This is a genomic window from Litchfieldella qijiaojingensis, from assembly GCF_014651875.1.
Classification (GTDB): Bacteria; Pseudomonadota; Gammaproteobacteria; order Pseudomonadales; family Halomonadaceae; genus Litchfieldella; species Litchfieldella qijiaojingensis.
In genome coordinates, this window is sequence record NZ_BMXS01000001.1 from 73,414 (window position 1) to 97,229 (window position 23,816).

Annotated in this window: 23 protein-coding genes, 2 tRNA genes and 1 pseudogene; 19 read left to right on the plus strand and 7 right to left on the minus strand. The window is 61.5% G+C overall.

Annotation, left to right across the window (positions count from 1 at the left end):
* Position 1: 1 nt before the first annotated feature.
* The 9 genes and pseudogenes from IE093_RS00395 (at position 2) to IE093_RS22855 (ending at position 8,280) form a co-directional block, all read left to right on the plus strand.
* Positions 2 to 1,171, plus strand: coding sequence for a UxaA family hydrolase (locus IE093_RS00395; RefSeq protein WP_189464782.1), 1,170 nt, complete (start codon positions 2 to 4; stop codon positions 1,169 to 1,171).
* A gap of 156 nt (positions 1,172 to 1,327) precedes the next feature.
* Positions 1,328 to 2,293: a Bug family tripartite tricarboxylate transporter substrate binding protein gene (locus tag IE093_RS00400; protein ID WP_189464784.1), complete on the plus strand. Its 966-nt coding sequence runs from the start codon at positions 1,328 to 1,330 to the stop codon at positions 2,291 to 2,293.
* Positions 2,294 to 2,309: 16 nt separating this feature from the next.
* Positions 2,310 to 3,842 carry a tripartite tricarboxylate transporter permease gene (locus IE093_RS00405; RefSeq protein ID WP_189464785.1) on the plus strand — a complete coding sequence of 511 codons (1,533 nt, stop codon included), beginning with the start codon at positions 2,310 to 2,312 and terminating at the stop codon, positions 3,840 to 3,842.
* Complete coding sequence (locus tag IE093_RS00410) at positions 3,839 to 4,345, plus strand: tripartite tricarboxylate transporter TctB family protein (protein ID WP_189464788.1); 507 nt, start codon at positions 3,839 to 3,841, stop codon at positions 4,343 to 4,345. The genes IE093_RS00405 and IE093_RS00410 overlap by 4 nt, the downstream gene beginning before the upstream one ends.
* A 77-nt stretch (positions 4,346 to 4,422) precedes the next feature.
* A complete protein-coding gene (locus IE093_RS00415) occupies positions 4,423 to 5,364 on the plus strand; it encodes a hydroxyacid dehydrogenase (protein ID WP_189464790.1) in 942 nt (313 codons plus the stop codon).
* Entirely contained in the window at positions 5,361 to 6,365 is a 1,005-nt protein-coding gene (locus tag IE093_RS00420) for an Ldh family oxidoreductase (protein ID WP_189464792.1), read from the plus strand. Before IE093_RS00415 ends, IE093_RS00420 begins: the two co-directional genes overlap by 4 nt.
* Positions 6,366 to 6,552: 187 nt before the next feature.
* Positions 6,553 to 7,605, plus strand: coding sequence for a YeiH family protein (locus IE093_RS00425; RefSeq protein ID WP_229803123.1), 1,053 nt, complete (start codon positions 6,553 to 6,555; stop codon positions 7,603 to 7,605).
* A gap of 163 nt (positions 7,606 to 7,768) precedes the next feature.
* Positions 7,769 to 7,915 (plus strand): annotated as a pseudogene (locus tag IE093_RS22850) (2-dehydropantoate 2-reductase N-terminal domain-containing protein); the annotation flags it as partial.
* Positions 7,861 to 8,280: a zinc-binding dehydrogenase gene (locus tag IE093_RS22855; RefSeq protein ID WP_422730957.1), complete on the plus strand. Its 420-nt coding sequence runs from the start codon at positions 7,861 to 7,863 to the stop codon at positions 8,278 to 8,280. The pseudogene IE093_RS22850 and the gene IE093_RS22855, both read left to right, overlap by 55 nt.
* A gap of 251 nt (positions 8,281 to 8,531) precedes the next feature.
* On the opposite strand, the gene glpD is transcribed toward IE093_RS22855, so the two are convergent.
* Both glpD and IE093_RS00440 read right to left on the minus strand, forming a co-directional pair.
* Positions 8,532 to 10,037, minus strand: a complete 1,506-nt coding sequence (glpD, locus tag IE093_RS00435) for a glycerol-3-phosphate dehydrogenase (RefSeq protein ID WP_189464796.1) — start codon at positions 10,035 to 10,037, stop codon at positions 8,532 to 8,534.
* A gap of 165 nt (positions 10,038 to 10,202) precedes the next feature.
* Complete coding sequence (locus IE093_RS00440; protein WP_189464798.1) at positions 10,203 to 11,003, minus strand: DeoR/GlpR family transcriptional regulator; 801 nt, start codon at positions 11,001 to 11,003, stop codon at positions 10,203 to 10,205.
* 225 nt (positions 11,004 to 11,228) lie between these two features.
* Between IE093_RS00440 and glpK the strand changes: the two genes are divergently transcribed.
* The 3 genes from glpK (at position 11,229) to IE093_RS00455 (ending at position 13,157) form a co-directional block, all read left to right on the plus strand.
* Positions 11,229 to 12,710, plus strand: a complete 1,482-nt coding sequence (gene glpK / locus IE093_RS00445; RefSeq protein WP_189464800.1) for a glycerol kinase GlpK — start codon at positions 11,229 to 11,231, stop codon at positions 12,708 to 12,710.
* A gap of 262 nt (positions 12,711 to 12,972) precedes the next feature.
* Positions 12,973 to 13,049, plus strand: a tRNA-Val gene (locus tag IE093_RS00450).
* A 31-nt stretch (positions 13,050 to 13,080) separates the two neighbouring features.
* Positions 13,081 to 13,157 (plus strand) — tRNA-Val (locus IE093_RS00455).
* A 119-nt stretch (positions 13,158 to 13,276) separates the two neighbouring features.
* On the opposite strand, the gene IE093_RS00460 is transcribed toward IE093_RS00455, so the two are convergent.
* The 4 genes from IE093_RS00460 to IE093_RS00475 all read right to left on the minus strand — a co-directional run bounded on the left by IE093_RS00460 (position 13,277) and on the right by IE093_RS00475 (position 16,456).
* Positions 13,277 to 13,744, minus strand: coding sequence for a GAF domain-containing protein (locus IE093_RS00460; protein WP_189464803.1), 468 nt, complete (start codon positions 13,742 to 13,744; stop codon positions 13,277 to 13,279).
* Positions 13,745 to 13,832: 88 nt separating this feature from the next.
* Positions 13,833 to 14,660, minus strand: coding sequence for a MetQ/NlpA family ABC transporter substrate-binding protein (locus IE093_RS00465; protein ID WP_189464805.1), 828 nt, complete (start codon positions 14,658 to 14,660; stop codon positions 13,833 to 13,835).
* 118 nt (positions 14,661 to 14,778) lie between these two features.
* Complete coding sequence (locus IE093_RS00470; protein ID WP_189464808.1) at positions 14,779 to 15,432, minus strand: methionine ABC transporter permease; 654 nt, start codon at positions 15,430 to 15,432, stop codon at positions 14,779 to 14,781.
* A complete protein-coding gene (locus tag IE093_RS00475) occupies positions 15,413 to 16,456 on the minus strand; it encodes a methionine ABC transporter ATP-binding protein (protein ID WP_189464811.1) in 1,044 nt (347 codons plus the stop codon). Before IE093_RS00475 ends, IE093_RS00470 begins: the two co-directional genes overlap by 20 nt.
* A gap of 483 nt (positions 16,457 to 16,939) precedes the next feature.
* Between IE093_RS00475 and IE093_RS00480 the strand changes: the two genes are divergently transcribed.
* From IE093_RS00480 to IE093_RS00510, 7 genes are all read left to right on the plus strand, one after another.
* Entirely contained in the window at positions 16,940 to 17,560 is a 621-nt protein-coding gene (locus tag IE093_RS00480; protein WP_189464813.1) for a riboflavin synthase subunit alpha, read from the plus strand.
* Between the two features lie 150 nt (positions 17,561 to 17,710).
* Positions 17,711 to 19,015 (plus strand): NCS2 family permease, encoded by a 1,305-nt coding sequence (locus tag IE093_RS00485; protein WP_189464824.1) that lies wholly within the window; start codon positions 17,711 to 17,713, stop codon positions 19,013 to 19,015.
* An 8-nt stretch (positions 19,016 to 19,023) separates the two neighbouring features.
* Positions 19,024 to 19,569, plus strand: a complete 546-nt coding sequence (locus IE093_RS00490; RefSeq protein ID WP_189464827.1) for an adenine phosphoribosyltransferase — start codon at positions 19,024 to 19,026, stop codon at positions 19,567 to 19,569.
* Positions 19,570 to 19,605: 36 nt separating this feature from the next.
* The gene (gene gpt, locus IE093_RS00495) at positions 19,606 to 20,094 is read left to right on the plus strand and encodes a xanthine phosphoribosyltransferase (RefSeq protein ID WP_189464828.1); all 489 of its coding nucleotides are present in this window, start codon (positions 19,606 to 19,608) and stop codon (positions 20,092 to 20,094) included.
* A gap of 15 nt (positions 20,095 to 20,109) precedes the next feature.
* Positions 20,110 to 20,805: a uracil-DNA glycosylase gene (gene ung / locus IE093_RS00500; protein ID WP_189464831.1), complete on the plus strand. Its 696-nt coding sequence runs from the start codon at positions 20,110 to 20,112 to the stop codon at positions 20,803 to 20,805.
* Between the two features lie 108 nt (positions 20,806 to 20,913).
* Positions 20,914 to 21,543, plus strand: coding sequence for a uracil phosphoribosyltransferase (upp, locus tag IE093_RS00505; RefSeq protein ID WP_189464833.1), 630 nt, complete (start codon positions 20,914 to 20,916; stop codon positions 21,541 to 21,543).
* Positions 21,544 to 21,630: 87 nt separating this feature from the next.
* Positions 21,631 to 22,872, plus strand: coding sequence for a uracil-xanthine permease family protein (locus tag IE093_RS00510; protein ID WP_189464837.1), 1,242 nt, complete (start codon positions 21,631 to 21,633; stop codon positions 22,870 to 22,872).
* Between the two features lie 129 nt (positions 22,873 to 23,001).
* On the opposite strand, the gene IE093_RS00515 is transcribed toward IE093_RS00510, so the two are convergent.
* Positions 23,002 to 23,583, minus strand: coding sequence for a cupin domain-containing protein (locus tag IE093_RS00515; RefSeq protein WP_189464839.1), 582 nt, complete (start codon positions 23,581 to 23,583; stop codon positions 23,002 to 23,004).
* Between the last annotated feature and the right edge of the window lie 233 nt (positions 23,584 to 23,816).

A 23,816-nucleotide genomic window follows, 5' to 3' on the forward strand; every position in this document is an offset into this window, starting at 1 on the left:
GATGGAAATCAAGGGTCGCAAGTTTCTGGGCTATCGCCGTGAGAACGGCCGCGTCGGGGTGCGCAACCACGTCATCGTGCTGCCGGTCGACGATATCTCCAACGCTGCCGCCGAGGCCGTCGCCAACAACATCAAGGGCACCCTGGCCCTGCCGCATCCCTACGGCCGCTTGCAGTTCGGCGCCGATCTGGACCTGCACTTCCGTACCCTGATCGGTACCGGCTGCAATCCCAACGTGGCTGCTGTCGTGGTCATCGGCATCGAGCCGGGCTGGACCCGGAAAGTGGTCGACGGCATCAAGGCCACCGGCAAGCCGGTCGAGGGGTTCTGGATCGAGCAGAACGGGGATCACAACACCATCTGCGCCGCTTCGAAGAAGGCACGTGAGTTCGTGCAACATGCCACCGAGCTGCAGCGCGAGGAGTGCGACATCGATGAGTTGTGGGTGTCGACCAAGTGTGGTGAGTCCGATACCACCTCGGGCTGTGGAGCCAACCCCACCGTGGGCGCCGCCTTTGACAAACTCTACGAGGCGGGTTGCACCCTCGTCTTCGGTGAGACCTCTGAGCTTACCGGTGGCGAGCACCTGGTGGCCGAGCGCTGCGCCACGCCAGAGGTGCGCGAGCAGTTCCAGGCGATGTTCGATCGCTACAGCGCCATGATCGATCGCCACAAGACCAGCGATCTCTCCGAGTCACAGCCGACCAAGGGCAATATCGAGGGTGGCCTGACCACCATCGAGGAGAAGGCGCTGGGCAACATCCAGAAGATCGGGCGGACCTGCAAGGTCGACGGGGTACTGGACAAGGCAGAGACGCCGGACAAGCCGGGACTGTGGTTCATGGATTCCTCGTCTGCCGCCGCCGAGATGGTGACGCTGTGTGCCGCTGCAGGCTATGTGGTGCACTTCTTCCCGACCGGCCAGGGCAATGTCATCGGCAATCCGATCCTGCCAGTCATCAAAATCTGCGCCAACCCGCGCACCGTGCGGACCATGGGCGAGCACATCGACGTCGATGTCTCGCACCTGCTCAAGCGCGAAATCAACATGGAAGAGGCCGGCGATCAGCTGCTCGAGATGATGCTGCGCACGGCCAATGGTCGGAATACCTCGGCCGAAGCCCTGGGCCATCGCGAGTTCGTCTTGACCCGCCTCTATGAGAGCGCCTGACACTGGTTCCCCCCGCCCAACCTGAGGACGGGGGCTTTTTCCGTGCCATGAACCGATAGAGGGAGGTGCCCTTTTCCCGACACGAGCCTGTGAGCTTTTCTGATACTTCCATGCATGCAAGCTCAATGACACAACGACAATATCTGGAGATTCGCTATGCGCATTTCACGCTCCACCGTCTTCGCCACCGCGCTGGGAATGGCGGTCGCCGCCGGCTTCATGACCCAGGCCGTCGCGGATGAGTTTCCCAGCAAAGACGTCCAGTACGTGATTCCCTTCGGGCCTGGCGGCGAGTCCGATATCAGTGCCCGACTTCAGCAAAAGTATTTCGAAGAGATCACTGGCGAGCAGCTGGTGATCCAGTACATGCCCGGTGGTGGCGGTGCCGTTGCCTGGTCGCAACTGTCGGACATGCCCGCAGATGGTCATGCCATCATGGGCTCCAATATGCCGCACATCATCCTGAAGCCGATGGACAAGGACGTTGGCTTCGCCACCGAGGGTATCAAGAACTTCTACTACTTCCACTACTCCCCGGACGCCATCATCGTTCGGAACGACAGTCCGTTCGAAACCCTGGACGACCTGATCCAGGCGGCTGACGACGCGCCCGGTACGGTGACCTTCTCCGGCAGCGGTACCTACAGCGCCAACGACGTGGCCCACACCCGCTTCCAGCAGCTCGCCGACGTGACCACCACCTACATCCCCTTCAAGGGCACCGGGGCCGCAGTGACAGCGTTGCTGGGCGGACAGGTGCAGGCAGAGTGGGGCTATACCACTGTGGCCGCCAACCACCAGGACAAGCTGCGTATGCTCGCGGTAGCCGCCGAGGAACGCCATCCCATGTTCCCCGACGTACCGACCTTCAAGGAGCTCGGCTACGACATGGTGGGCGGCGCCTACCGCGGCATGGCGGTACCGGAAGGCACTCCCGTGGAGATCCAGCAACGACTCTCCGACATCTTCCAGCAGATCAATCAGAACCCGGCCTTCCAGCAGAAGATGCAGGACCTCGGCTTCGTGTTGATCGATGTGCCGCTCGAGGAGATGCCTGAATTCATGGCGGAGCAGCGACGCGTCTACGAGGAAACCGCTCGTGAACTCGGCTTGATCGACTGAGCCACGGAGGAGCCGCATGGAGATTCTCACGTATGCGCTCGGGGCCCTCTCGCCGGTCAATCTGGGACTGGCAGTGATCGGGGTGGCCTCGGGTATCATCATCGGGGCCCTGCCGGGCCTCTCGGCCACCATGGCGGTGGCGGTGCTGGTCCCGGTGACCTTCGGCATGGCGCCGGAATCGGCGCTGATCATGCTGGGGGCCATCTATACCGGTGCCATCTACGGTGGCTCCTATTCCGCCATCTTGGTCAATACGCCGGGGACCCCCTCGGCCATCGCCACCACCTTCGACGGCTTCCCCATGGCCAAGCGCGGCGACGGTGACCTGGCGGTCACCCTCTCGACGCTGGCCTCGGTAGCGGGCGGCTTGATCGGGGTGCTGGCGTTACTGACTCTTGCCCCGCTTCTGGCCCAGGTCGCCCTAAGCTTCGGGCCGGTGGAGTACTTCTGGCTGGCGATCTTCGGGTTGACGCTGATCTCGGCGCTGTCCGAGGGCTCCACGCTCAAGGGTTTCATCGGCGCCGGCTTCGGGCTATTGCTGTCGACGATAGGCGTGGCCGTGGTAGGGGGCGATACTCGCTATACCTTCGGCTCCCAGGTGCTGTTGGGGGGGATCGAGACGGTGTCGGCGCTGATCGGCCTGTACTGTATTCCCGTCCTCATCGATCTCGTGGCGACGCCCGAGGCTCACCTCAAGGTCGACGCGGAGCAGCGGGGGATTCGGCTGCGCGAGGGCCTGGGGTTGGCCTGGTTGGGCAAGTTCAACCTGTTCCGCTCGGCCTCTATCGGCACGCTGGTGGCGATCCTGCCCGGGGCCGGTGGCTCCATCGCCAGCCTGGTGTCCTACTCCGAGGCGCGACGCGCCTCGCGCCAACCCCAAACCTTCGGCAAGGGCAATCCTCAGGGAGTGCTGGCCACAGAAGCCGCCAACAACGCCACCGTGGGCGGTGGCTTCATTCCCACCTTGGTGCTGGGCATCCCCGGCACGCCCCCAGATGCGGTGATCCTGGGCGCGCTGCTGGTGCAGGGTTTCCGCACTGGGCCGGAGCTGTTCACCACCAACGCCAGCATCACCTACACCTTCATTGCCGGCCTCTTCCTGGCCACCTGCCTGCTGCTGCCACTGGGGCTATTTATCGGACGCTATGCCTTCAAGTCGATCATCACCATTCCCAAGGCGCTGTTGGTGCCGACCATCGCCTTCATGACCGTGATCGGGACCTATGCCATTCGCAACAGCATCAGCGATGTGGTGATCATGCTTACTCTGGGAGTGGCAGGGTGGCTGCTCAATCGCTATGGCTTCCGGCCGTCACCCATTGTTCTTGGGCTGATACTGGGCCCCATCGCCGAGCAGGGGTTCGTCCAGGGGTTCCTCATGGGCCGCGCTAGTGGGGCGATGTTCACAACCTTCTTCGGGGGCCCCATTTCCCTGACGATCATCGCGTTGTCCGTCGTCAGTGTGTTCTATCCCATCGTCAAAGAGCGGTTGGCACGGCGCCGGGGTGACCCGGGCAGTCTCGGTTCTCACAAGGAGGCCTCTTCATGAGCGATGCAATGCCCAAGGCCCGCGCGTCGCGCGGCGAGATCCGGGCCGCCTGTTCGGCGCGTGCCGAGTACCTGCTACCCCTGCTGTTCATCGCTCTAGGGAGTCTCTGTTTCTGGCAGGCCCGCGACATGAGCCAGCTGGGGGCGGTTTTCCCCATGACGATCGCCGCGGTGATGATCTTGGCCAGCGTGCTGCGGCTGCTGCAGCTCACCCTGCATCGGGTCATCGACAATATTGAGCGCCATCAGGACTCCACGCCACGGCGCGTGCTGCTGGTGGTGGCGATGGCCGTCTGGGCGCTGCTGATGCCCTGGGCGGGCTTCCTGCTCACGGGGCTGGCAAGCTTCGTCACCCTGATGCTGATCGCCCAGCACGATGCCTGGACCTCGAAGCGCCTGGTGAGTTACCTGATCGCTGGTGCCGTGCTGGTGGCCTGCTTCTATGGGCTCTTTGCGCTGCTGCTTAATGTGCCACTGCCGGTGGGCAGGTGGTTCATGGGCTGAGACCAACGGGGCGGCCCTTCCTGACCAACCACAACGAGAGCCGGGCAATGCCGCCCGGTCGAAGGAGAAAGGTTCTGATGCCCAAGATCGTGATTTCCGAATTCATGGACGAGCAGGCCGCCGCCAGCCTCGAGGACCGCTTCGCAGTGGTCTTCGACACTGCTCTGGTAGAGGAGCGGGCGACACTGCTCGCGGCGGTGGCCGAGGCCGATGGCATCATCGTGCGCAACCGCACCCAGGTGGATGCCGAGCTGCTGGCGGCCGCACCGCGACTCAAGGTGGTGGGGCGCCTGGGCGTGGGGCTTGACAACATCGATCTGGACGCCTGCAAGGCCCGGGGTGTGGCGGTCAAGCCGGCCTATGGCGGCAACGGCAGCTCGGTGGCCGAGTACGTGCTGACCGGCGCCCTGATGCTGCGCCGCCAGGCCTATTTCACCAGCCACGCCATGCTGGCGGGGAAGTGGCCGCGCCAGGCCTTGATTGGTCGCGAGGTGGCCGGCAGCACCCTAGGGCTGGTGGGCTTCGGCGCCATCGCCCGGGAGACGGCGCGCCGGGCATCGGCACTGGACATGGAGGTGGCGGCCTTTGATCCGCATCTGAGCGCGGAGGCGCCGGAGTGGTCGGGGGTCGAGCGCCATGACAGCCTGGCGTCGCTGCTCGAGGCCGCCGATGTGATCAGCCTGCACGTACCGCTGACCGAGGCGACCCAACACCTCATCGACGCCGAGGCCCTGGGCCGCATGAAGTCCGACGCCGTGCTGATCAATGCCGCCCGGGGCGGCACCGTCGACGAGGCCGCTTTGGCCGATGCCCTGCGTAACGGCCGGCTGGCCGGGGCCATGCTGGATGTCTTCGAGCAGGAGCCATTGCCCGTGGGGTCGGTGCTCGAGGGCGTGCCGAACCTGATCCTGACGCCGCACATCGCCGGCGTGACCCAGGAGTCCAACGCCCGTATCAGCCAGATGACGGCCGACAACGTGCGCGCGGTGTTGGCGCAGTCGGTGGAGGTGCACTCATGAGCGAGACCGTCAAGCTGGGGGTCGAGCAGGCCCGTGAGCTGGCGCTGGCGGCCATGCGCGGGCGGGGCTTCGGCGAGGCCGAGGCAGCGGACACCGTCGAGGCGTTGCTGGCAGCAGAGCGTGATGGCCTGCCGTCCCACGGCCTGTCACGCTTGCCGTTCTATCTGGATCAGGCCGCCAGTGGCAAGGTCGCGGCCGAGGCGGTGCCGAGCGTCGAGACCGATGGTGCCGTGGTACGAGTCGATGCCCGCTACGGCCTGGCCTTCCCGGCCGTGGCCCGTGGGCTCGAGGCCGGCATCGAGTGTGCCTCACGCCTGGGCATGGCGGCGGTATCCATCGCCCGCTCGCATCACTTCGGCGTCGCCGGGGCGCCAGTAGAGGCTGCCGCCCGGCACGGCTACCTGGCCCTGGCCTTCAGCAACGCGCCCTCGGCCATGGCGCCCTGGGGCGGCAACCGGCCGCTGTTCGGCACCAATCCCATCGCCTTCGCCTGCCCGCGCCGGCACTCCGATCCGCTGCTGCTGGACTTGTCGCTGTCCAAGGTGGCCCGGGGCAAGGTGATGCTGGCCAAGAAGCAGGGCCAGCCGATCCCGGAGGGCTGGGCCCTGGATGCCGAGGGAAGGCCGACCACCGACGCCGACGCCGCCCTGGCCGGCAGCATGATCCCGGCGGGGGACGCCAAGGGCGCGGCCCTGGCGCTGATGGTGGAATTGCTCACCGCGGGACTCGCTGGCAGTCACTTCGGCTTCCAGGCCAGCTCCTTCTTCGAGGCCGAGGGGGAGCCACCGGGTATCGGCCAATTGATCCTGCTGTTCGATCCGACGCGTTTCTCGCCCGGCTTCGTCGAGCACGCCGAGACCCTCTTTGCGGTGATGCAGGACCAGCCGGGCGTGCGGCTCCCTGGTGACCGGCGTTATCAGCTGCGTCGCGAAGGCGATGACCAGCTGACGCTGCCGGCCGCCCTGGTGGCGGACCTGATGGCCCACGTCACGGCGAGCTGAGTGTCTGGTCGACCTGCTGGCGTCAGGGGCTCTTGGGGATCTCAATCGGGGCGTGATCTAGCGAGCGACCATCCTCCGTGGTGGTGCCACCGCCTACCTGATGAAGGCGCGGGCGTCCCCCCGCTCCCCCCTCGTGCCCGGATCGGCCGGGTGACCGGGCGGCCCTCAGACAATCGATGGAGACCTCATGATACTCGAACGTGGAAAACAGGCCCTGTACTGGCCCCTCGACATCGCGAAGAGCGCAATGATCACCGTCCCCCGGGTGGGGCAGGGCGTCCTGGTGTGCGTCACCATCGCCCTGGCGACGACGTTCATCGCCGACCACTACGGTGGGCCGACGCTGCTCTATGCGCTGCTATTCGGCATGTCGCTGCACTTCCTCTCCGAAGAAGGGCGCTGCGTGGCCGGTATCGAGTTCGCGGCACGGACCATCCTGCGCTTGGGGGTGGCGCTGCTGGGCGTGCGCATCACCATCGAGCAGGTCACGGAACTGGGTATCGGGCCGGTGCTGACGGTCGTCGCCGGCGTATTGCTGACCATCCTGATGGGCATGGCCCTGGCCCGCCTGCTGGGATTGCATCGCGACATGGGGTTGCTGACCGGTGGCTCGGTGGCCATTTGCGGCGCCTCGGCGGCGCTGGCGCTGTCGGCGGTGATGCCGCGCCACGAAACCAGCGAGCGCAACACCATCCTGACGGTCGTTGGGGTCACCACGTTGTCGACCATGGCCATGGTCACCTATCCGCTGATCGTGGGCGTGCTGGGGCTCAGCGACGACCAGGCTGGCATTTTCCTGGGCGGCACAATCCACGATGTAGCTCAAGTGGTCGGGGCCGGTTACATGATCTCCGAGAGCACCGGCGACGTCTCGACCTTCGTCAAACTGTTGCGGGTCGCCATGCTGGTGCCGGCGGTGATGGCCTTCATGTTCCTGTTCCGCCGCACCCGCAACGCAGAGGGGAAGGGCAAGGTCCCCATGTTGCCTGGCTTCCTGGTGGCCTTCGTGATGCTGGTGATCATTAATAGTCTGGGGCTCATTCCGCCCCTGGTCACGGAAGGCTTCACCGACCTGTCGCGCTGGTGCCTGGTCACGGCGATCGCCGCGCTGGGGATCAAGACCTCCTTCCAGAAGCTGGCGGTGGTCGGCTGGAAACCGGTGATCCTGATGGCAGCAGAAACGGTATTTCTGCTGCTGGTGGTGCTGGCCTTCATCTTGTTCGGCTGGGTGGGCGGCTGATGCAGAACCATCGCTGCTAGGATGCTGCGGCGACGGCATGACCGTCTAGTAGATCGGCGCCGGGCCGGTCTCGGCGGCCCTGACCGAACCAGCGGCCACCGCCTTGCATGGCATTCAACGACTCGAGCGGGCATTGCCACGTCCCTTGGCCAAAGCTCGTGTATTGGTCATCGGTGCAGGTGCAGTGGGTTTGCTGGCAGGGTTAATGCTACGCCAGCAGGGTGTACGCACGGTGCAACTGGCCGACACCAACCCATTGCGCAGGGAAACGGCCAAGAAAGCCGGGCTCGAGGTGTTCGACCCTGGGAGGCGAGCCCGGAGGCCGACACCTTCGAGGCGGTATTCGACAGCGTGGGTGCGGCGTCCACCCACAACATGGCCGTCAAGGCCGTGCGCCCCGGCGGCGCCATCATGCATCTCGGCCTCCAGGACAACGAAGGAGGACTCGATGTGCGTGCCATCACCCTCAAGGAGGTGCCATTCCTGGGGGCCTACACCTATACGGTGTCGGATCTTCGCGCCACCGCAGCCCTACTGGATTCCGGTGCCTTGGGCGATCTTTCCTGGGTGGAAACGCGTCGCCTGCAGGAGGGTGCGGCAAGCCTTCGCCGATCTGGTGGCCGGCCGTACTGCTGCCGCCAAGGTGGTGTTGCTTCCGTAATGATTGGTTTGTGACAGGCCATTTCATGTTGCGTGCGTAATCCGAGAGTGCCCCTTGGGGGAAAAGCCCCCTCCGCTTACTGGCATTAGCGTTGAGCCCATAATGCGAGAGGGTGGAGCAAAGAGATGTCGTTCTGCGCGTTTCCAGAAGCCTCCCACATCGGGCTTGAGTAGCCTAATGATAAAGGCGGCTCATCCGCCCCGGAAACATTCCGTAGCGGATGAGCAAGTAGAGAAGAGGCAAGTACGAGAAATCATGGCCAGACTCAGGCCGCCATCCCTTGCCGGTGCGTGGCGATGTGCCCGGCCAGGCGCTGGCGCTGGTTCATGTCCAGACGCAGGCCGAGCTTGGTGCGCCGCCACAGCACGTCGTCGGCATCGCGTGCCCATTCATGATCGGTGAGGTAGTCGACTTCGGCACTGCTCAGGCAGGCACCGAAATCTTCGCCCAAATCCTCGAGCGTGCGACATCCCCGCAAGAAATTCAGGCACAGGCTGCCGTAGCTGGCAGCGAAGCGTCGGGCTCGCCCTTCACCCAGGAAGGGATAGTCACGGACCAGGCGCGCAGCGAACTCGTGCTGGTTGCCGATATCGCCACCGGGCAGGGGATGTTCGGCGGTCCAGGGAGCGCCCATCTCGGGCAATGTGTCGCCCAGCATGGCCAGGGCGGCTTCGGCGAGCTTGCGGTAGGTAGTGATCTTGCCACCGAAGACCGACAACAAAGGGGAGCCTTCACTGTCGAGGTCCAGGGTGTAGTCGCGCGTCATGGCCGAGGGGTCGGAGGATTCATCGTCGCATAGCGGTCGCACGCCGCTGAAGGTAGAGACGATGTCGTCGCGGCCGAGCTGCTGCTTGAAGTGGGCGTTGACCACTTCTAGGAGATAATCGGCTTCTTCGTCGCTGGCGGTGACTTTGTCGGGATCGCCGGTATAGCGGCGGTCGGTGGTGCCGATCAGGCTGAAGTCCTGTTGGTAGGGCAGCACAAAGACAATCCGGCCATCGTGATTCTGCAGGATGTAGGCCCGGTCGTCGGTATTGAGGCGCGGTACGACGATATGACTGCCTTGGATCATGCGGATGCCATAGCGCGCCAGGCGTCCGGTCTCGCGGCGAATGAAGCTTTCCACCCAGGGGCCGGCGGCATTGACCAGCACCTTGGCACGGCGCTGGTACTGTTGGCCGGTGTCGCTATCTTCCAATGTCAGCAGCCAGTGACCACCTTCCTCGCGAGCTTCGGTACAGCGCGTGCGGACCCGTATCTCGGCGCCTTGCTGGCGGGCTTGAAGGGCATTGAGGACCACCAACCGGGCGTCATCCACCCAGCAATCGGAGTATTCGAAGCCTTGGGTGATCTCGGGCTTCAGGGCACTGGTGGCGTCAAAGCGTAGGCGACGAGAGCCGGCCAGGCTGTCTCGCTTGCCAAGGTGATCGTAAAGGAACAGCCCGGCACGAATCATCCATGCCGGACGCAGGTGCGGCCGGTGGGGCAGGATGAAGCGTAGGGGCCAGACAATGTGCGGCGCTTTCTTCAATAGCACTTCACGTTCGCGCAAGGCTTCGCGCACCAAACGGAACTCATGGTGCTCCAGGTAGCGAAGCCCGCCATGGATCAGCTTGCTGCTGGCCGAGGAGGTGGCGCTGGCCAGGTCGGCTTGCTCGCACAGCCCGACCTTGAGACCTCGTCCGACGGCATCGTTGGCGATACCGGCCCCATTGATTCCGCCACCGACGATGAAGATATCGAGAAGCTCCTGTTGTTGCGACTTGCCCATGGCTCGCTCCGTTGCTGGCTGACGCTCCGGCGGTTGTGACCATGAAAGCCGGTGCGAAGAAAGGAATGTTCGATTTAGAAAGTATGCTATTCGGAAACGAACATCAAGGGGCGAGACAAAAGTGACCGACGGCCCCGGAAGGGCGGTCGGAGCAATGAGCCGATATCAGATCACCCCTTCGACGGGGGCGTAAGCCGGTGTCTCCTGTCCTGCGATATGCAGCGCCACGTCGTGGTTTTCCAGCAGGCGACAGATCGATTCGGGTGGACGTCTGTCGGTGAACAGGGCGTCGATCTGGGTGATCTTGCCCTGGCGAACCACGGCGTTGCGATGGAACTTGGAATGATCGGCGATCAGGAAGACCTGGCGAGAGTTGTGGATGATGGCCTGGGCTACGCGGACTTCCTGATAGTCGAATTCGAGCAGCGAACCATCCTCGTCGATGCCGCTGATGCCGATGATGCCGAAATCGACCTTGAACTGGTTGATGAAGTCGATGGTCGCTTCACCAATGATGCCGCCGTCTCGAGAGCGTACTTGGCCACCGGCGATGATCACATTGAAGTCTTCGTTGTGTTGGAGAATGGCTGCCACGTTGAGGTTGTTGGTGATGACTTCCAGGCCGTGATGGCCGCGCAGCGCCTCGGCGACGATCTCGTTGCTGGTGCCGATGTTGATGAACAGCGAGGCATGGTCGGGAATCTGCGCCGCCAGCAGTGCGGCAATGCGTCGCTTGGCTTCCAGGTTGAGCGTCTTGCGAGTCTGGTAGGCGGTGTTGACTGTACTCGATTCCAGGCCAGCGCCGCCGTGTACGCGTCGTATCAGCCCTTCGCTGGCCAAGGCATTGAGGTCGCGGCGAATGGTCTGCGGCGTGACGGCAAAGTGTTCGGTCAATTGCTCGATCGCGGCGTAACCCTGGCGTTTGACCAGGGCGACGATGGCGTCTTGGCGTTCTTGCTGCGTCATGAGACCTCCTGTTGATGCTCCCCGATTCTACGGTATTTCCCGTGGTTTGCGTCAGGCAGGCCGACAAGGCATGCGACCAAGGTCTTAGCCTGTAAGATGACCTAACGTTTGAGGTGCCTGCGGCGCTGGTTTACTCTCCAGTCATCGAATTCGAACATTGATCGGTGTTTTCTGTTTGAAAGTGAACATAACAATGGACTCTATACGACTTCCGAGGAACACGCCATGCCCGCTTATCTGCTAGCCATCGACCAAGGAACGACCAGTTCCCGTGCCATCCTCTTCGATCGCGAAGGCAATGTGGTCGAGGTGGCGCAGAAGGAGTTTCCGCAACACTTCCCGCAGGACGGTTGGGTCGAACATGCCTCGGAAGACATCTGGGCATCGGTACTGACCACGTGCAGGGAAGTGCTCGATAAGGCAAGCATCGATGCCTCCCAAGTGGCCGGTATCGGTATCACCAATCAGCGCGAGACGACCCTGCTGTGGGACCGCAAGACCGGCGAACCTCTGCACAATGCCATCGTGTGGCAGGATCGCCGCACCGCCGATGCCTGCCAGCGTCTGCGTGATGCCGGTCATACCGCCATGGTGCAAGAACGCACCGGCTTGTTGATCGATCCTTACTTCTCGGCGACCAAGTTGGCTTGGTTGTTGGAACACGTCGAAGGTGCCCGTGAACGAGCCGAACGCGGCGAGTTGGCATTCGGTACCGTGGATAGTTTCTTGCTGTGGCGTCTCACCGGTGGCCGTGTGCATGCCACCGATGCCACAAATGCCTCGCGCACGGCCCTGTTCAACATTCATTCCCAGCAATGGGACGAGGAATTGCTCGAACTGTTCGGCATTCCGGCGAGCTTGTTACCCGAGGTCAAGGATTCGAGTGACGACTTCGGACGGGCTCAGGCGTCGCTGTTGGGGGGAGAGATTCCGATTGCCGGGGTAGCCGGTGACCAGCAGGCCGCTCTGTTTGGTCAGGCCTGTTTCGAGCCCGGAATGGGCAAAAGCACCTATGGCACCGGCTGCTTCATGATCCTCAATACCGGCGACAAGGCTGAGGTGTCGCGTAACCGCCTATTGACCACGGTTGGCTATCGGCTGAACGGTAAGCCGACCTACGCCATGGAGGGCAGCATCTTCGTCGCAGGTGCCACGGTGCAGTGGCTGCGCGATGGCTTGAAGCTATTCGCCAACGCCGAGGAGACGGAAACCCTGGCCCGCCAAACCCGTAGCGGCCATAGCGTCTATCTGGTGCCGGCCTTCACCGGTCTGGGGGCGCCGCACTGGGACCCCCAGGCGCGGGGGGCGATCTTCGGGCTCACCCGCGATACCGGTATTGCCGAGATCGTTGCCGCGGGCCTGCAAGCGGTGTGCTACCAGAGTCGTGATCTGCAGGTTTGCATGAACGATGACATGGCGGCGAAAACCGGTACCTTGAGGGTAGATGGTGGCATGGTTCGCAACAACTGGGTGATGCAGTTTCTCGCTGACATGCTAGGCGTGCCGGTGGATCGTCCGAGTGTGCTCGAGACCACCGCGCTGGGGGCGGCCTATCTGGCGGGGCTGCATCTCGGCTGGTATCGGGATCTCGACGAGATCTCTGGACTGTGGCGTTGCGAGCGGACCTTCACGCCGCAGATGCCCGAGGAGGAACGCGAGCGGCTGTATAGGGGGTGGCTGGATGCAGTCGAACGGGTCAAGTGCTGAAAACTGTCTGCGCTTGCCCATGCGGCGTTAAAAATCATCTCGTGCGCGAGCCCGGTCGAAATGCTCATTTACAACCACGTAAACTCCGCTTTCTCGATGATTTTTGCCTTGCCTGGCCTTCGCTCGACGAGTTTTCAAACAGTGCCTGAGTGATCGCGGTGGGGGAACGCTCGTTGAGCATGCTGGGACTTGCATTTACGGTGCGAATACGTAGAATACGCATCCGTTGCCGAGGCAAGTCATCAGGCTTGAGGCAGGCTGTAGGACCATAGCTCAGTTGGTTAGAGCGCCACGTTGACATCGTGGAGGTCAGCGGTTCAAATCCGCTTGGTCCTACCAATCTCCATTCACTTGGAGACCATTGATTCATAGGACCATAGCTCAGTTGGTTAGAGCGCCACGTTGACATCGTGGAGGTCAGCGGTTCAAATCCGCTTGGTCCTACCAGCTTTCCGAAAAACACCCCGTGGCTTTTGCCATGGGGTGTTTTGTATTGGGCCGTAAGCGAATCGCCAGGAGTCACTCTGTCGTGTCGCGAATCTTGCTATCACGTGGGCCCGAGCAGGTCATTCAGGCTGGTTTACCAGATCGCTCCTCTTGGAAAATACTGCCACCAGCGCCTCGATACCGGCTTGGTCCTCGGCACTGAAACGGCCCTCGAGGGGGCTGTCCAGATCGAGTACGCCCCACACGCGGTCTTGCACGATGATCGGCACCACCAGTTCCGAGCGCGAAGCGGCGTCGCAGGCGATATGATCGGGCACCGCATGAACGTCGTCGACACGTTGAGTATGGCGAGAACGAGCCGCGGCGCCGCACACTCCCTGGCTGAAAGGAATCGGGTTGCAGGCGGGCTTGCCCTGGAACGGACCCAGCACCAGGGTCTCGGGCTGGCGCTGGAGATAGAAGCCCACCCAATTGAGGTCGGGTACCTCGTGCATGATGAAGGCACAGGTCTGGGCCATGTTGGTCAGTGCATCGCGGGTGTCCAGCAGGGCTTCGAGTTGGCGGGAGAGCAAGCTGTAGTCCGTCATTTCGGTTGGTCTCCTTGACGAACAGGGCCGGCCGAATTCCGGCCCAGGACGCTGATTGATGAGAGCGCAGTAGTAAATCTCTCTCTGATCATTCCCAGCCGGGAATAGCAGCCCCCTTGAACAACTCCTCCGCCTTAGCGGCGACTTCCTCGCGCTGATAAGAGTCGACCAGTTGACGGATTTCCTCGCGATCCTCGTCGCCGGCACGCACCACGATCAGGTTGACGTAGGGTGACTCGGGCCCCTCCTTGATCAGGGCGTCGTCGAGGCTCAGACCCGCCGGTTGGGCAAAGGTGTTGTTGATGAAGGCCATGTCCACGTCGGGCAACACGCGGGGAAGTTGGGCGGCCTCGATCTCGCGGAAGCGGAAATTCTTCGGGTTCTCGGTCACGTTGATCGGCGTGGCTTCCAGGTTGGTCGGGTCGTCGAGCTCGATCATCCCCTCGTTGTGCATCAGGATCAGGGCGCGCCCTTCATTGGACGGATCGTTGGGCAGGGCGATGATGGCTCGCTCCGGCAGATCCTCGATGCTGTCATGCTTTTCTGAGTAGGCGCCGATGGGGTAGACGAAGGAGCGCCCGGCGATGGCGAAATCGTAACCGCGATCCTCGACCATGCTGCGCATGTAGGGCTCATGCTGGTAGGCGTTGGCATCCAGGCTGCCGTCGGCTAGAGCCGCATTGGGTGAGACGTAGTCGGTGAATTCGACGATCTCGACATCCAGGTCGTGCTCTTCCTTGGCGATGCGCACCGCCACTTCCATCACCTCGGTTTCCGGTCCGGCCACGGTGCCGACCTTGATCGAACGCGTCTCGGCTTCGTCGCTGCCGCAGCCTGCCAGTGCGACAGTGCCTAGTAGGGTGGCGGCTCCCAGCAGGCGAGCGGGGCGTAGAAGGTGGGCCAGCGTGTTTGTCATCTTGATGATCTCCTATAGGCTCCCTTGGGAAGCGGAAAAACATGGCTGCCGCTGGTGAATATGGGCAGCGTCACTATGATTCAAGTGTTGCTGATTGAGTATCGTGTCATATCGACGTCTACTTGTGGTCGGCCTTGCGTACCAAGTGGTCGCCCAGACTCTGGAAGCCTTGGACCATGACCACCAGGATCGCCACGGTGATCAGCATGATCAGCGGATCGAAACGGTTGTAGCCATAGCGGATGCCAAGGTCGCCCAGCCCACCGCCGCCCACGGCACCGGCCATGGCCGAATAGCTGATCAGGGTGACCACGGTAATGGTCAGACCGGTGACGATCCCGCTCTTGGCTTCGGGCAGCAGCACCTTGGTGATGATCTGGTACGGGGTTGCGCCCATCGACTGGGCGGCTTCGATCAGTCCGGGCGGAATCTCGTTCAGCGCGCCTTCCACCAGACGGGCGACGAAGGGGATGGCGGCAATGGTCAAGGGCACGATGGCGGCATTGGTGCCGATCGAGGTGCCGACGATCATGCGAGTGAAGGGGATGATTGCCACCATCAGGATGATGAAGGGCACCGAGCGGCCAATGTTGGTGATCACCCCAAGCACCTGGTTGGTGAGCGGCTTGGCGAGGATCTGACGCGGACGGGTGATGTACAGCAGCACGCCCAGTGGCACGCCGAGCAGCGCCGCGACCAGTCCCGAGACACCGACCATATACAGAGTGTCGAGCGTGGCCTTGAGAATCAGATTAAGCATCGCGCTGGACATGGCCGAGCACCTCCACATGTAGATCGTGGCTTTCGAGATAGGCAAGCGCCTCGCGTGTCTTGTCCGGCGTGCCGATCAGTTCGGCGATCATCAACCCCAGGGTGCGATCCTGGATAGACTCGACCTTGGCCTGCAGAATGCTGACATCGACACCACACTCTCTGGCCAGGCGTGACACCAGTGGCGTGGACACGGCGTCGCCGGTAAAGGCCAGGCGTACCACCGGGTGGGTGTGCTCGCCAGCGGCTTCCTCGAGGCGTTCGACCAGTGCCTTGGGCGGTTCGAGCTCCAGGAAGTCGTTGAGAAACTCGCGGCCCAGTCGGGTGCGCGGGGCGGTGAAGAAGTCACCGACGTCGGCTTCCTCGACCAGCTCGCCGGCAGAGATCAGTCCGACACGGTGGCAGATGGTCTTGACCACTTCCATCTCATGGGTGATCAGCAGAATCGTCAGTCCCAGCTTGCGATTGATGTCCTGCAGCAGTTCAAGGATCGAGCCGGTGGTCTGGGGGTCCAGTGCAGAGGTGGCCTCGTCGCAGAGCAATACCTTGGGACGGCTGGCCAGTGCCCGGGCAATGGCCACGCGCTGCTTCTGACCGCCGGAAAGCTCCGCCGGATACTTGTCGGCCTTGTCTTCGAGGCCGGTCAGATCAAGCAGAGGCATGACGCGGTCGCGTATCTCGACCTTGTCCATGCCCATCAGTTCTAGCGGAAGGGCGATATTGGCGAATACGGTGCGCGATGCCAAGAGGTTGAAATGCTGGAAGATCATGCCGATCTGATGCCGGGCCTGGTTGAGTTCGGCGGCGGACAGGGTAGTGAGCTCCTGACCGTCGACGACGACACTGCCCGTGGTAGGGCGCTCGAGCAGGTTGACGCAGCGAATCAGGGTCGACTTGCCGGCACCGGAAAGCCCTATCACGCCGTGTATGCTACCCCGGGGGACATGCAGATCGATGTTTTTCAGCGCGGCAATGGCAGTGGGGCCGTTACCATAGGTCTTGGAGACATTAGTGAGTCTGATCATGGTCCTGTCGGGTTGGCTTGGCGGATGAGGCCGGTTGCGAGCAGGATAGGGCCGGCCGGCGGCAAACGGGGCCGAATGAAAAAAGGCCACCCTAGCGGGTGGCCATCAACGCTGGACACACCCTTTTAGCTGCACTTCCCACCGGTCGACGAGTAAAGCGACGGCCAGCGAGGGCGCCCGCAATCCGGGTACAAATCGGCGCCTGAATTAATGAGCGAAAATATTAGGCATCCACTGATGTGATGTCAACGACAGTGGTGCATGTTTCGGCTTATCAAGTTGATAGCCAGGCAATATTACTGCCAGCCCGTCACATGGCGTAAAAAATGGCCTTGTGGCATGATCCACGTGGACGGCCCGCCCCGGCTTGCCTAGACTGGCGAGCTTGATTGTCGCTGCGTCGCGACTTAGGTGCATGGATTAGGCTTTGTCCGAAAACTGCCTGCGCTCGGCGACTTTTGTACAAATCATAGGGAGTCAGGCATGTTCACAGGCATCGTTCAGGGCACGGCGCCCTTGGTGTCCATCGTTGAGAAGAACGAGTTTCGTACCCACGTGGTCGTGCTACCGGCATCGCTTCGTGAAGGACTGGCCATCGGAGCGTCAGTGGCCCATAACGGCGTTTGCCTGACGGTGACCGCGATAGACGGTGAGCACGTCAGCTTCGATCTGATGCGCGAGACATTGCGTTTGACCAATCTTGGTGCGCTGCAGGTGGGTGACCGCGTCAATATCGAGCGCGCCGCGCGGTTCGGGGATGAGATCGGTGGTCATGCCATGTCGGGGCATGTGATCTGCATGGCCGAGCTGGTCGAGCTCGAAGAGGCGCCCGATAATCGCCGGTTGTGGTTCGAACTGCCTGCCGAATATGGTCGTTTCCTGTTCGACAAGGGGTATATCGGAGTGGACGGTATCAGCCTCACCATCGGTGAGGTGAAGGATGCCGGTCAGGCCTCTCGTTTCTGCGTCAACCTGATCCCCGAGACGCTCTCGCGTACCACGCTCGGCGAGCGGGGGCCGGGAGAGCGCGTCAATATCGAGGTCGACCCCCAGACCCAGGCGATTGTCGAGACGGTCGAGCGGGTTCTGGCGAGTCGGCGGTGACAGCGGCTGACAGGCGCTGACCATTCCGTCAAGTGTTCGTTGGTTGCCAGGAATGGCGCGTGGCGCATTATTTGCTTATATGTGTCAGGCTTATATAGCGAATCCAGTGAATCATACAGGACGCCCATCCACGCGCGCAGGATAGAGCCGATGTTGAACCGCCTACTCGACAGTCATTTCAAGCTCGCCGAGCACAATACCAACGTTCGCACCGAGGTCATCGCCGGGATCACCACCTTCCTGACCATGGCCTACATCATTTTCGTCAATCCCAGCATTCTTTCCGGGACCGGAATGGATTACGGCGCCGTGTTCGTCGCCACCTGCCTGGCGGCGGCGATCGGCTGCTTGATCATGGGGCTGTGGGCCAACTATCCGGTTGCCCTGGCGCCTGGGATGGGACTCAATGCCTTCTTCACCTACGGGGTGGTGCTGGGCATGGGATACTCTTGGGAAGCGGCGCTTGGGGCGGTGTTCTTCTCTGGCTTGATCTTCTTCCTGCTGAGTATCTTCAAGGTGCGGGAGTGGATCATCAACTCCATTCCCCAGTCGCTGCGTCTGGGCATCGCTGCCGGCATCGGCCTGTTCCTGGCCATGATCGGGTTGCAGAACGCCGGTATCGTGGTCGACAACGAGGCGACGCTGGTGTCGCTGGGTAGCCTGACGGAACCCGCGGCGATCTATACCCTGGCGGGTTTCTTCGTGATTTCGGCGCTGGCGTATCTGCGTGTTACCGGAGCGGTGATGATCGGCATTCTTGCCGTGACGCTGGTGGCCACATTGCTGGGGCACAACGAATACGGCGGTATCGTGTCGATGCCTCCCTCCATCGCGCCGACCTTCCTGCAACTGGACTTGGCGGGCGCTCTGGATGTGGCCATGCTCAGCGTGATTTTCGCCTTTCTGTTCGTCGATCTGTTCGACACTTCAGGTACCTTGATCGGCGTGGCGCAGCGTGGTGGGCTGCTCGATAAGGATGGCAAGCTGCCACGCCTCAAGAATGCCTTGGTGGCGGACAGTTCTGCCTCGATGGCGGGTTCCTTGCTGGGGACCTCGACCACTACCAGTTACATTGAAAGTGCTGCCGGTATCGCTTCCGGTGGACGCACCGGTTTGACCGCGGTAGTGGTGGCGATACTGTTCCTGGTCAGTTTGTTCTTCTCGCCGCTGGCAGGTTCGATTCCCGCTTTTGCTACGGCCGGTGCCTTGCTCTACGTGGCTGTGCTGATGGCAGGCAGTCTGGCGCACGCCAATTGGGATGACGTTACCGACGCTGGGCCAGTGCTGATCGCTGCCCTGGCGATGCCGTTGACGTTCTCGATCGCCGAGGGGATAGCGCTGGGCTTTATCAGTTATGCTGCTATCAAGACATTGTCGGGCCGTTTCAGCGATCTCAACCCGGCAGTGGTAGTATTGGCGATCGTCTTCGTTCTTAAATTCCTGTTCCTGGATTGAGACCTTCGATGAGCATTTACGGCGACTACATCAAGTCTGTCATTCGTACCGTCCCCGACTGGCCGCAGCCGGGGGTCAATTTCCGCGATATCACGCCGTTGTTGCAAAACAGCGCCGCCTTTCGCAAGTTGATCGATAGCTTCGTGCACCGATATCAGGAGATGGAGTTGAATGCCATCGCCGCCATCGATGCCCGGGGGTTCATCATCGGGGCCCCGGTGGCCTATGAGCTGAGCTGCAGCTTTGTACCGGTGCGCAAGAAGGGCAAGTTGCCGTTCAAGACCATCAGCGAGACTTACACCCTGGAATATGGGCAGGCCGAAGTGGAGTTGCATTCCGATGCCTTCCGCGAGGGCGACCGTATCCTGATCATGGATGATCTGATTGCCACGGGAGGCACCATGCTGGCTGCCGCCAAGCTGATCACCCGCAGTGGCGGCCACGTGGTGGAAACGGCTACCATTATCGATCTCCCCGACTTGGGGGGAGCACAGAAGATCCGTGACGCTGGTTTTGGCGTCTTTTCCGTGTGTTCCTTCACCGAAGGCGAGTGAGTTCGTCTTCCTTCTATCGTTATCGGTATCGCTATCATGAGCGCCAATCGTTATCAGCAGCACTTCACCGTGTCCTGGGACCAGCTCCATCGCGATGTACGGGCCCTGTGCCACAAGCTGGTGGAGCGCGACTTCCGGGGTATTGTCGCTATTACCCGTGGCGGCCTGATCCCTGCCGCGCTGATCGCCCGCGAGCTCAACGTGCGGTTGATCGACACGGTGTGCATCAAGAGCTACGACCATATGGACCAGAGTGGGCTCGAGGTGATGAAAGGGGTTGATCATGACGGTGATGGCTGGTTGCTGGTCGACGACCTGGTAGACACCGGCAAGACCGCTCGAGCAGTGCGCGACATGCTACCCAAGGCGCATTTCGTGACCGTCTATGCCAAGCCGGAAGGTCGGCCGCTGGTCGATCAGTACCTGACGGAGGTGGCTCAGGACTGCTGGATCCAGTTTCCCTGGGACATGGGGATTGCCTACGTGGAGCCGCTGGTGGACCAAGTGCGGAATCAAACATCCTGAGAAGGACGAAGTAAGATGTCGGAATCTCCTCTTCCCGAGAGCTGGGACCGTTATCTAGGGGCGGAATTCAAGGCCTCTTACATGCAGCAGTTGCGAGATTTTCTTGCCCGGGAAAAGGCGGCTCGCAAGGTTATTTATCCGCACTCGTCAAACTGGTTTCGTGCCTTTGAGCTGACGCCGCTCGACCAGGTGCGGGTCGTGATTCTGGGCCAGGATCCTTATCACGGTCCGAATCAGGCCCACGGCTTGTGTTTCTCGGTGCGTCCCGGCGTGCCAGCACCGCCATCATTGCAGAACATCTACAAGGAATTGGCGCAGGACGTGGGGGTCAAGCCGGTCAATCACGGATTCCTGGAGTGCTGGGCACGTCAGGGTGTGTTGTTGCTCAACACCTCGCTGACGGTGGAGCAGGGCAATGCCGGTTCCCACCGCGGTCAGGGGTGGGAAACCTTCACTGACCGCGCCATTTCCACCGTCAGTGAGCATGGCCTGCCCACGGTGTTTCTGCTCTGGGGCAGCCATGCCCGTCAGAAAAAGGCGTTGGTGGACACTCGGCGTCATCTGGTGCTGGAATCGCCTCATCCTTCTCCACTGTCGGCTCATCGCGGTTTCTTCGGCAATCGCCACTTCTCGCGTGCGAATGCGTTTTTGGCTGAACACGGACGTGGAACCATCGATTGGCAATTGCCGGCCGAGCCGGTCCGCTCTTAACCTGAACGCTCGATCAAGCTAGAATAGCGCGCAATTTGTTGCGCGCTTTCGTCGGCGATCCCCGCCGTGGGGCTGCTTTCCCATCCATTGACTCGAGGGCCATTCGCCATGAGCGTTCATGCCATTAACCATCCCCTGGTCAAGCACAAGCTGGGATTGATGCGCGCTGCCGATATCAGTACCAAGAGCTTTCGCGAGTTGGCCGGTGAGGTCGCCAAACTGCTGACCTATGAAGCGACCCAGGACCTCGAGGTCGAAGCCTCGAGCGTCGAGGGTTGGAATGGTGCGCAGGTGCCGGTGGAGCAACTCAAGGGCAAGAAAGTGACCATCGTGCCGATCCTGCGTGCCGGGTTAGGCATGCTCGATGGCGTCACCGACTTGATTCCCAGCGCACGCATCAGTGTGGTGGGGCTCTATCGTGATGAGGAGACCCTCGAGCCGGTGCCCTATTTCGAGAAGTTCACCAACGATCTCAACGAGCGTCTGGCCATTGTCATCGATCCGATGTTGGCCACTGGCGGCACCATGGTTGCAACGTTGGACATGCTCAAGGCACGCGGCTGCCCGCAGATGAAGGTGATTGTACTGGTCGCCGCGCCGGAGGGTATCAAGCGCGTGCAGGAAGCCTATCCCGAGGTCGAGATCTACACCGCTGCCATCGATGAGCGGCTCGATGAAAATGGCTACATCGTGCCTGGGCTCGGAGATGCCGGAGATAAGATATTCGGGACTCGTTGAGGAAAGATTGACTGATGGAACCTATGCCCTTGGATGTCATCAAGGGCATTTTTTTGTGCATGACATCATGATCCGGAGAACGACTTAATGACAGACACGACCACCGTGGCGACCGACGAGCCCTCGAGTTCCTGGCCATGTACCCTGGCGACTGGCGCCCAGATGCTGTTCGTGGCGTTCGGGGCCTTGGTATTGGTGCCGTTATTGACTGGGCTCGACCCCAGCGTGGCGTTGTTTACCGCTGGGGCCGGTACCCTGGTGTTCCACGCAGTCACTCGACAGAGCGTACCGGTGTTTTTGGCCTCATCGTTCGCGTTCATTGCTCCCATCCAGAGTTCGGTGGCGAGTTTTGGAGTTTCCGAAACCTTGGGTGGACTGATGGCGGCGGGGTTGGTGTATGTGGTCATGTCCCAGTTCGTGCGTCTCAAGGGCTCGGACTGGTTGCATCGTCTGTTGCCTGCGGTGGTGGTCGGGCCGGTGATCATGGTCATTGGTCTGGCGCTGGCGCCAGTGGCTGTGAGCATGGCCAGTGGCGAGACCAGTGAGCATATCAACTATGGCCAGGCGATCATCTTGTCGATGGTCAGTTTGCTGGTGACATTGGTACTGGCGGTATTCGGCCGCGGGTTGCTGCGTCTGGTACCGATCATGGGCGGTATCGTTACCGGTTATCTACTGGCGCTGGCGATGGGCGTGGTGGATTTCTCGCCGCTGCACAAAGCGGGGTGGCTCGAACTGCCCAACTTCACGGCACCCACTTTCCATTGGGCAGCAATCCTGTTTATGATCCCGGTGGCCATTGCGCCAGCCGTGGAACACATCGGCGACATGGTGGCGATCGGCTCGGTAACGCGCAAGAATTACCTGGACAAGCCTGGGTTGCATCGCACACTGCTGGGCGATGGTCTGGCCACTTCCGCTGCCGCCTTGTTCGGCGGTCCGCCCAACACTACCTACTCCGAAGTTACCGGTGCCGTAACGCTGACCCGTGCCTTCAATCCCAGCATCATGGTGGTTGCTGCGTGTTTCGCCATCCTGCTGGCCTTCGTTGCCAAGCTCGGTGCCTTGCTGCAGACGATCCCAGGCCCGGTGATGGGTGGCATCATGACGCTGTTGTTCGGCTCGATCGCGGTGGTGGGAATGAATACTCTGGTACGTGCTGGACACTCGTTGACCGCGCCGCGCAACCTGGTGGTGGTGTCGTTGATCCTGGTGTTCGGCATCGGCGGCATGCAGATCGGCGGCGGCCAGTTCGTTCTGCAAGGTGTCAGCCTGGCGGCGCTGGTGGGGATCGTGCTCAATTGGGTGTTGCCACCGGCCGATGAATAAAGCTGTAAGTCGGAAGCGATAAGCTGTAAGCAGCACCTTGTTTTATCAAGGCAATGAAGGAGCATTTTGGCTTCCAGCTTCCAGCTTCCAGCTTCCAGCTTCCAGCTTCCAGCTTCCAGCTTCCAGCTCTCATGCATGGTGCTGCGCGTCCCCGCCATCCGAGAAGGAAGGCGGGTTGTTGGCACTAACGATGATGCATTCGCTGTCGCTGACGTTACGGAATCGATGTGGTAGGCGTGAGTCAAAATAATAAGCGTCGCCGGCGGTCAATAGCTGGACTTCGCCGTTCACGGTGAGTTCGATGGTGCCGGAGATGATCACGCCGCCTTCCTCGCCGTCATGCTCGAGCATGTCTTCCCCTGTATCGGCGCCGGGAGGGTAGCGCTCGTGCAGGATCGACATGCGCCTATTGGGGCGCCGTGCCCCGATCAGGCGCCAGGAGAGAACGCCATCGCCGATCTCGGTGAGTTCGCTGGCGCGATAGAAGACTTGCTCGCGCGAGACCTCTTCTCCGGCGAAGAACTCGCTGATGGTGACTGGCAGGGCATCGAGAATCTTCTTTAGCGAGCTGACTGACGGGCTTACGCTGTTCTGCTCGATCAACGAGATGGTGCTGTTGGTCACTCCGGCCCGCTTGGCCAGCTCTCGCTGTGAGAGATCGCGTTGCATGCGGAGCTGCTTGAGTCGACCTCCGACGTCGAATCCGCTCATTGTTCGCCCTTGTCTTTCATGGTGAAAAGCCGTCCCTGTTGAAGATCCTTGACATCATCATACCGGTTTGAGTGCGTGAACATAACGCCCAACGTCGCTGTCGGCAAAACTATCACTCGATTCAGTCGCTTGGCGTTGTGAGATAACGCGCTGGTTGAGGTAGTCTGGGACTAGAGCCAGGCATGGTTTTGACCGTTTGGACAACCATGGTGCCTTGCTCGTATTATCGTATT

What these genes read in the sequence shown, in the direction of transcription:
- gpt (WP_189464828.1), top strand. Translation starts at nt 19,606, where the DNA reads ATGAGCGCCAATCGTTATCAGCAGCACTTCACCGTGTCCTGGGACCAG.
- IE093_RS00415 (WP_189464790.1), top strand. Translation starts at nt 4,423, where the DNA reads ATGCCCAAGATCGTGATTTCCGAATTCATGGACGAGCAGGCCGCCGCC.
- IE093_RS00470 (WP_189464808.1), bottom strand. Translation starts at nt 15,432, where the DNA reads ATGTCCAGCGCGATGCTTAATCTGATTCTCAAGGCCACGCTCGACACT.
- glpK (WP_189464800.1), top strand. Translation starts at nt 11,229, where the DNA reads ATGCCCGCTTATCTGCTAGCCATCGACCAAGGAACGACCAGTTCCCGT.
- IE093_RS00405 (WP_189464785.1), top strand. Translation starts at nt 2,310, where the DNA reads ATGGAGATTCTCACGTATGCGCTCGGGGCCCTCTCGCCGGTCAATCTG.
- glpD (WP_189464796.1), bottom strand. Translation starts at nt 10,037, where the DNA reads ATGGGCAAGTCGCAACAACAGGAGCTTCTCGATATCTTCATCGTCGGT.
- IE093_RS00475 (WP_189464811.1), bottom strand. Translation starts at nt 16,456, where the DNA reads ATGATCAGACTCACTAATGTCTCCAAGACCTATGGTAACGGCCCCACT.
- IE093_RS00465 (WP_189464805.1), bottom strand. Translation starts at nt 14,660, where the DNA reads ATGACAAACACGCTGGCCCACCTTCTACGCCCCGCTCGCCTGCTGGGA.
- IE093_RS00490 (WP_189464827.1), top strand. Translation starts at nt 19,024, where the DNA reads ATGAGCATTTACGGCGACTACATCAAGTCTGTCATTCGTACCGTCCCC.
- IE093_RS00460 (WP_189464803.1), bottom strand. Translation starts at nt 13,744, where the DNA reads ATGACGGACTACAGCTTGCTCTCCCGCCAACTCGAAGCCCTGCTGGAC.
- upp (WP_189464833.1), top strand. Translation starts at nt 20,914, where the DNA reads ATGAGCGTTCATGCCATTAACCATCCCCTGGTCAAGCACAAGCTGGGA.
- IE093_RS00425 (WP_229803123.1), top strand. Translation starts at nt 6,553, where the DNA reads ATGATACTCGAACGTGGAAAACAGGCCCTGTACTGGCCCCTCGACATC.
- IE093_RS00510 (WP_189464837.1), top strand. Translation starts at nt 21,631, where the DNA reads ATGACAGACACGACCACCGTGGCGACCGACGAGCCCTCGAGTTCCTGG.
- IE093_RS00515 (WP_189464839.1), bottom strand. Translation starts at nt 23,583, where the DNA reads ATGAGCGGATTCGACGTCGGAGGTCGACTCAAGCAGCTCCGCATGCAA.
- ung (WP_189464831.1), top strand. Translation starts at nt 20,110, where the DNA reads ATGTCGGAATCTCCTCTTCCCGAGAGCTGGGACCGTTATCTAGGGGCG.
- IE093_RS00440 (WP_189464798.1), bottom strand. Translation starts at nt 11,003, where the DNA reads ATGACGCAGCAAGAACGCCAAGACGCCATCGTCGCCCTGGTCAAACGC.
- IE093_RS00480 (WP_189464813.1), top strand. Translation starts at nt 16,940, where the DNA reads ATGTTCACAGGCATCGTTCAGGGCACGGCGCCCTTGGTGTCCATCGTT.
- IE093_RS00485 (WP_189464824.1), top strand. Translation starts at nt 17,711, where the DNA reads ATGTTGAACCGCCTACTCGACAGTCATTTCAAGCTCGCCGAGCACAAT.
- IE093_RS00395 (WP_189464782.1), top strand. Translation starts at nt 2, where the DNA reads ATGGAAATCAAGGGTCGCAAGTTTCTGGGCTATCGCCGTGAGAACGGC.
- IE093_RS00410 (WP_189464788.1), top strand. Translation starts at nt 3,839, where the DNA reads ATGAGCGATGCAATGCCCAAGGCCCGCGCGTCGCGCGGCGAGATCCGG.
- IE093_RS00400 (WP_189464784.1), top strand. Translation starts at nt 1,328, where the DNA reads ATGCGCATTTCACGCTCCACCGTCTTCGCCACCGCGCTGGGAATGGCG.
- IE093_RS00420 (WP_189464792.1), top strand. Translation starts at nt 5,361, where the DNA reads ATGAGCGAGACCGTCAAGCTGGGGGTCGAGCAGGCCCGTGAGCTGGCG.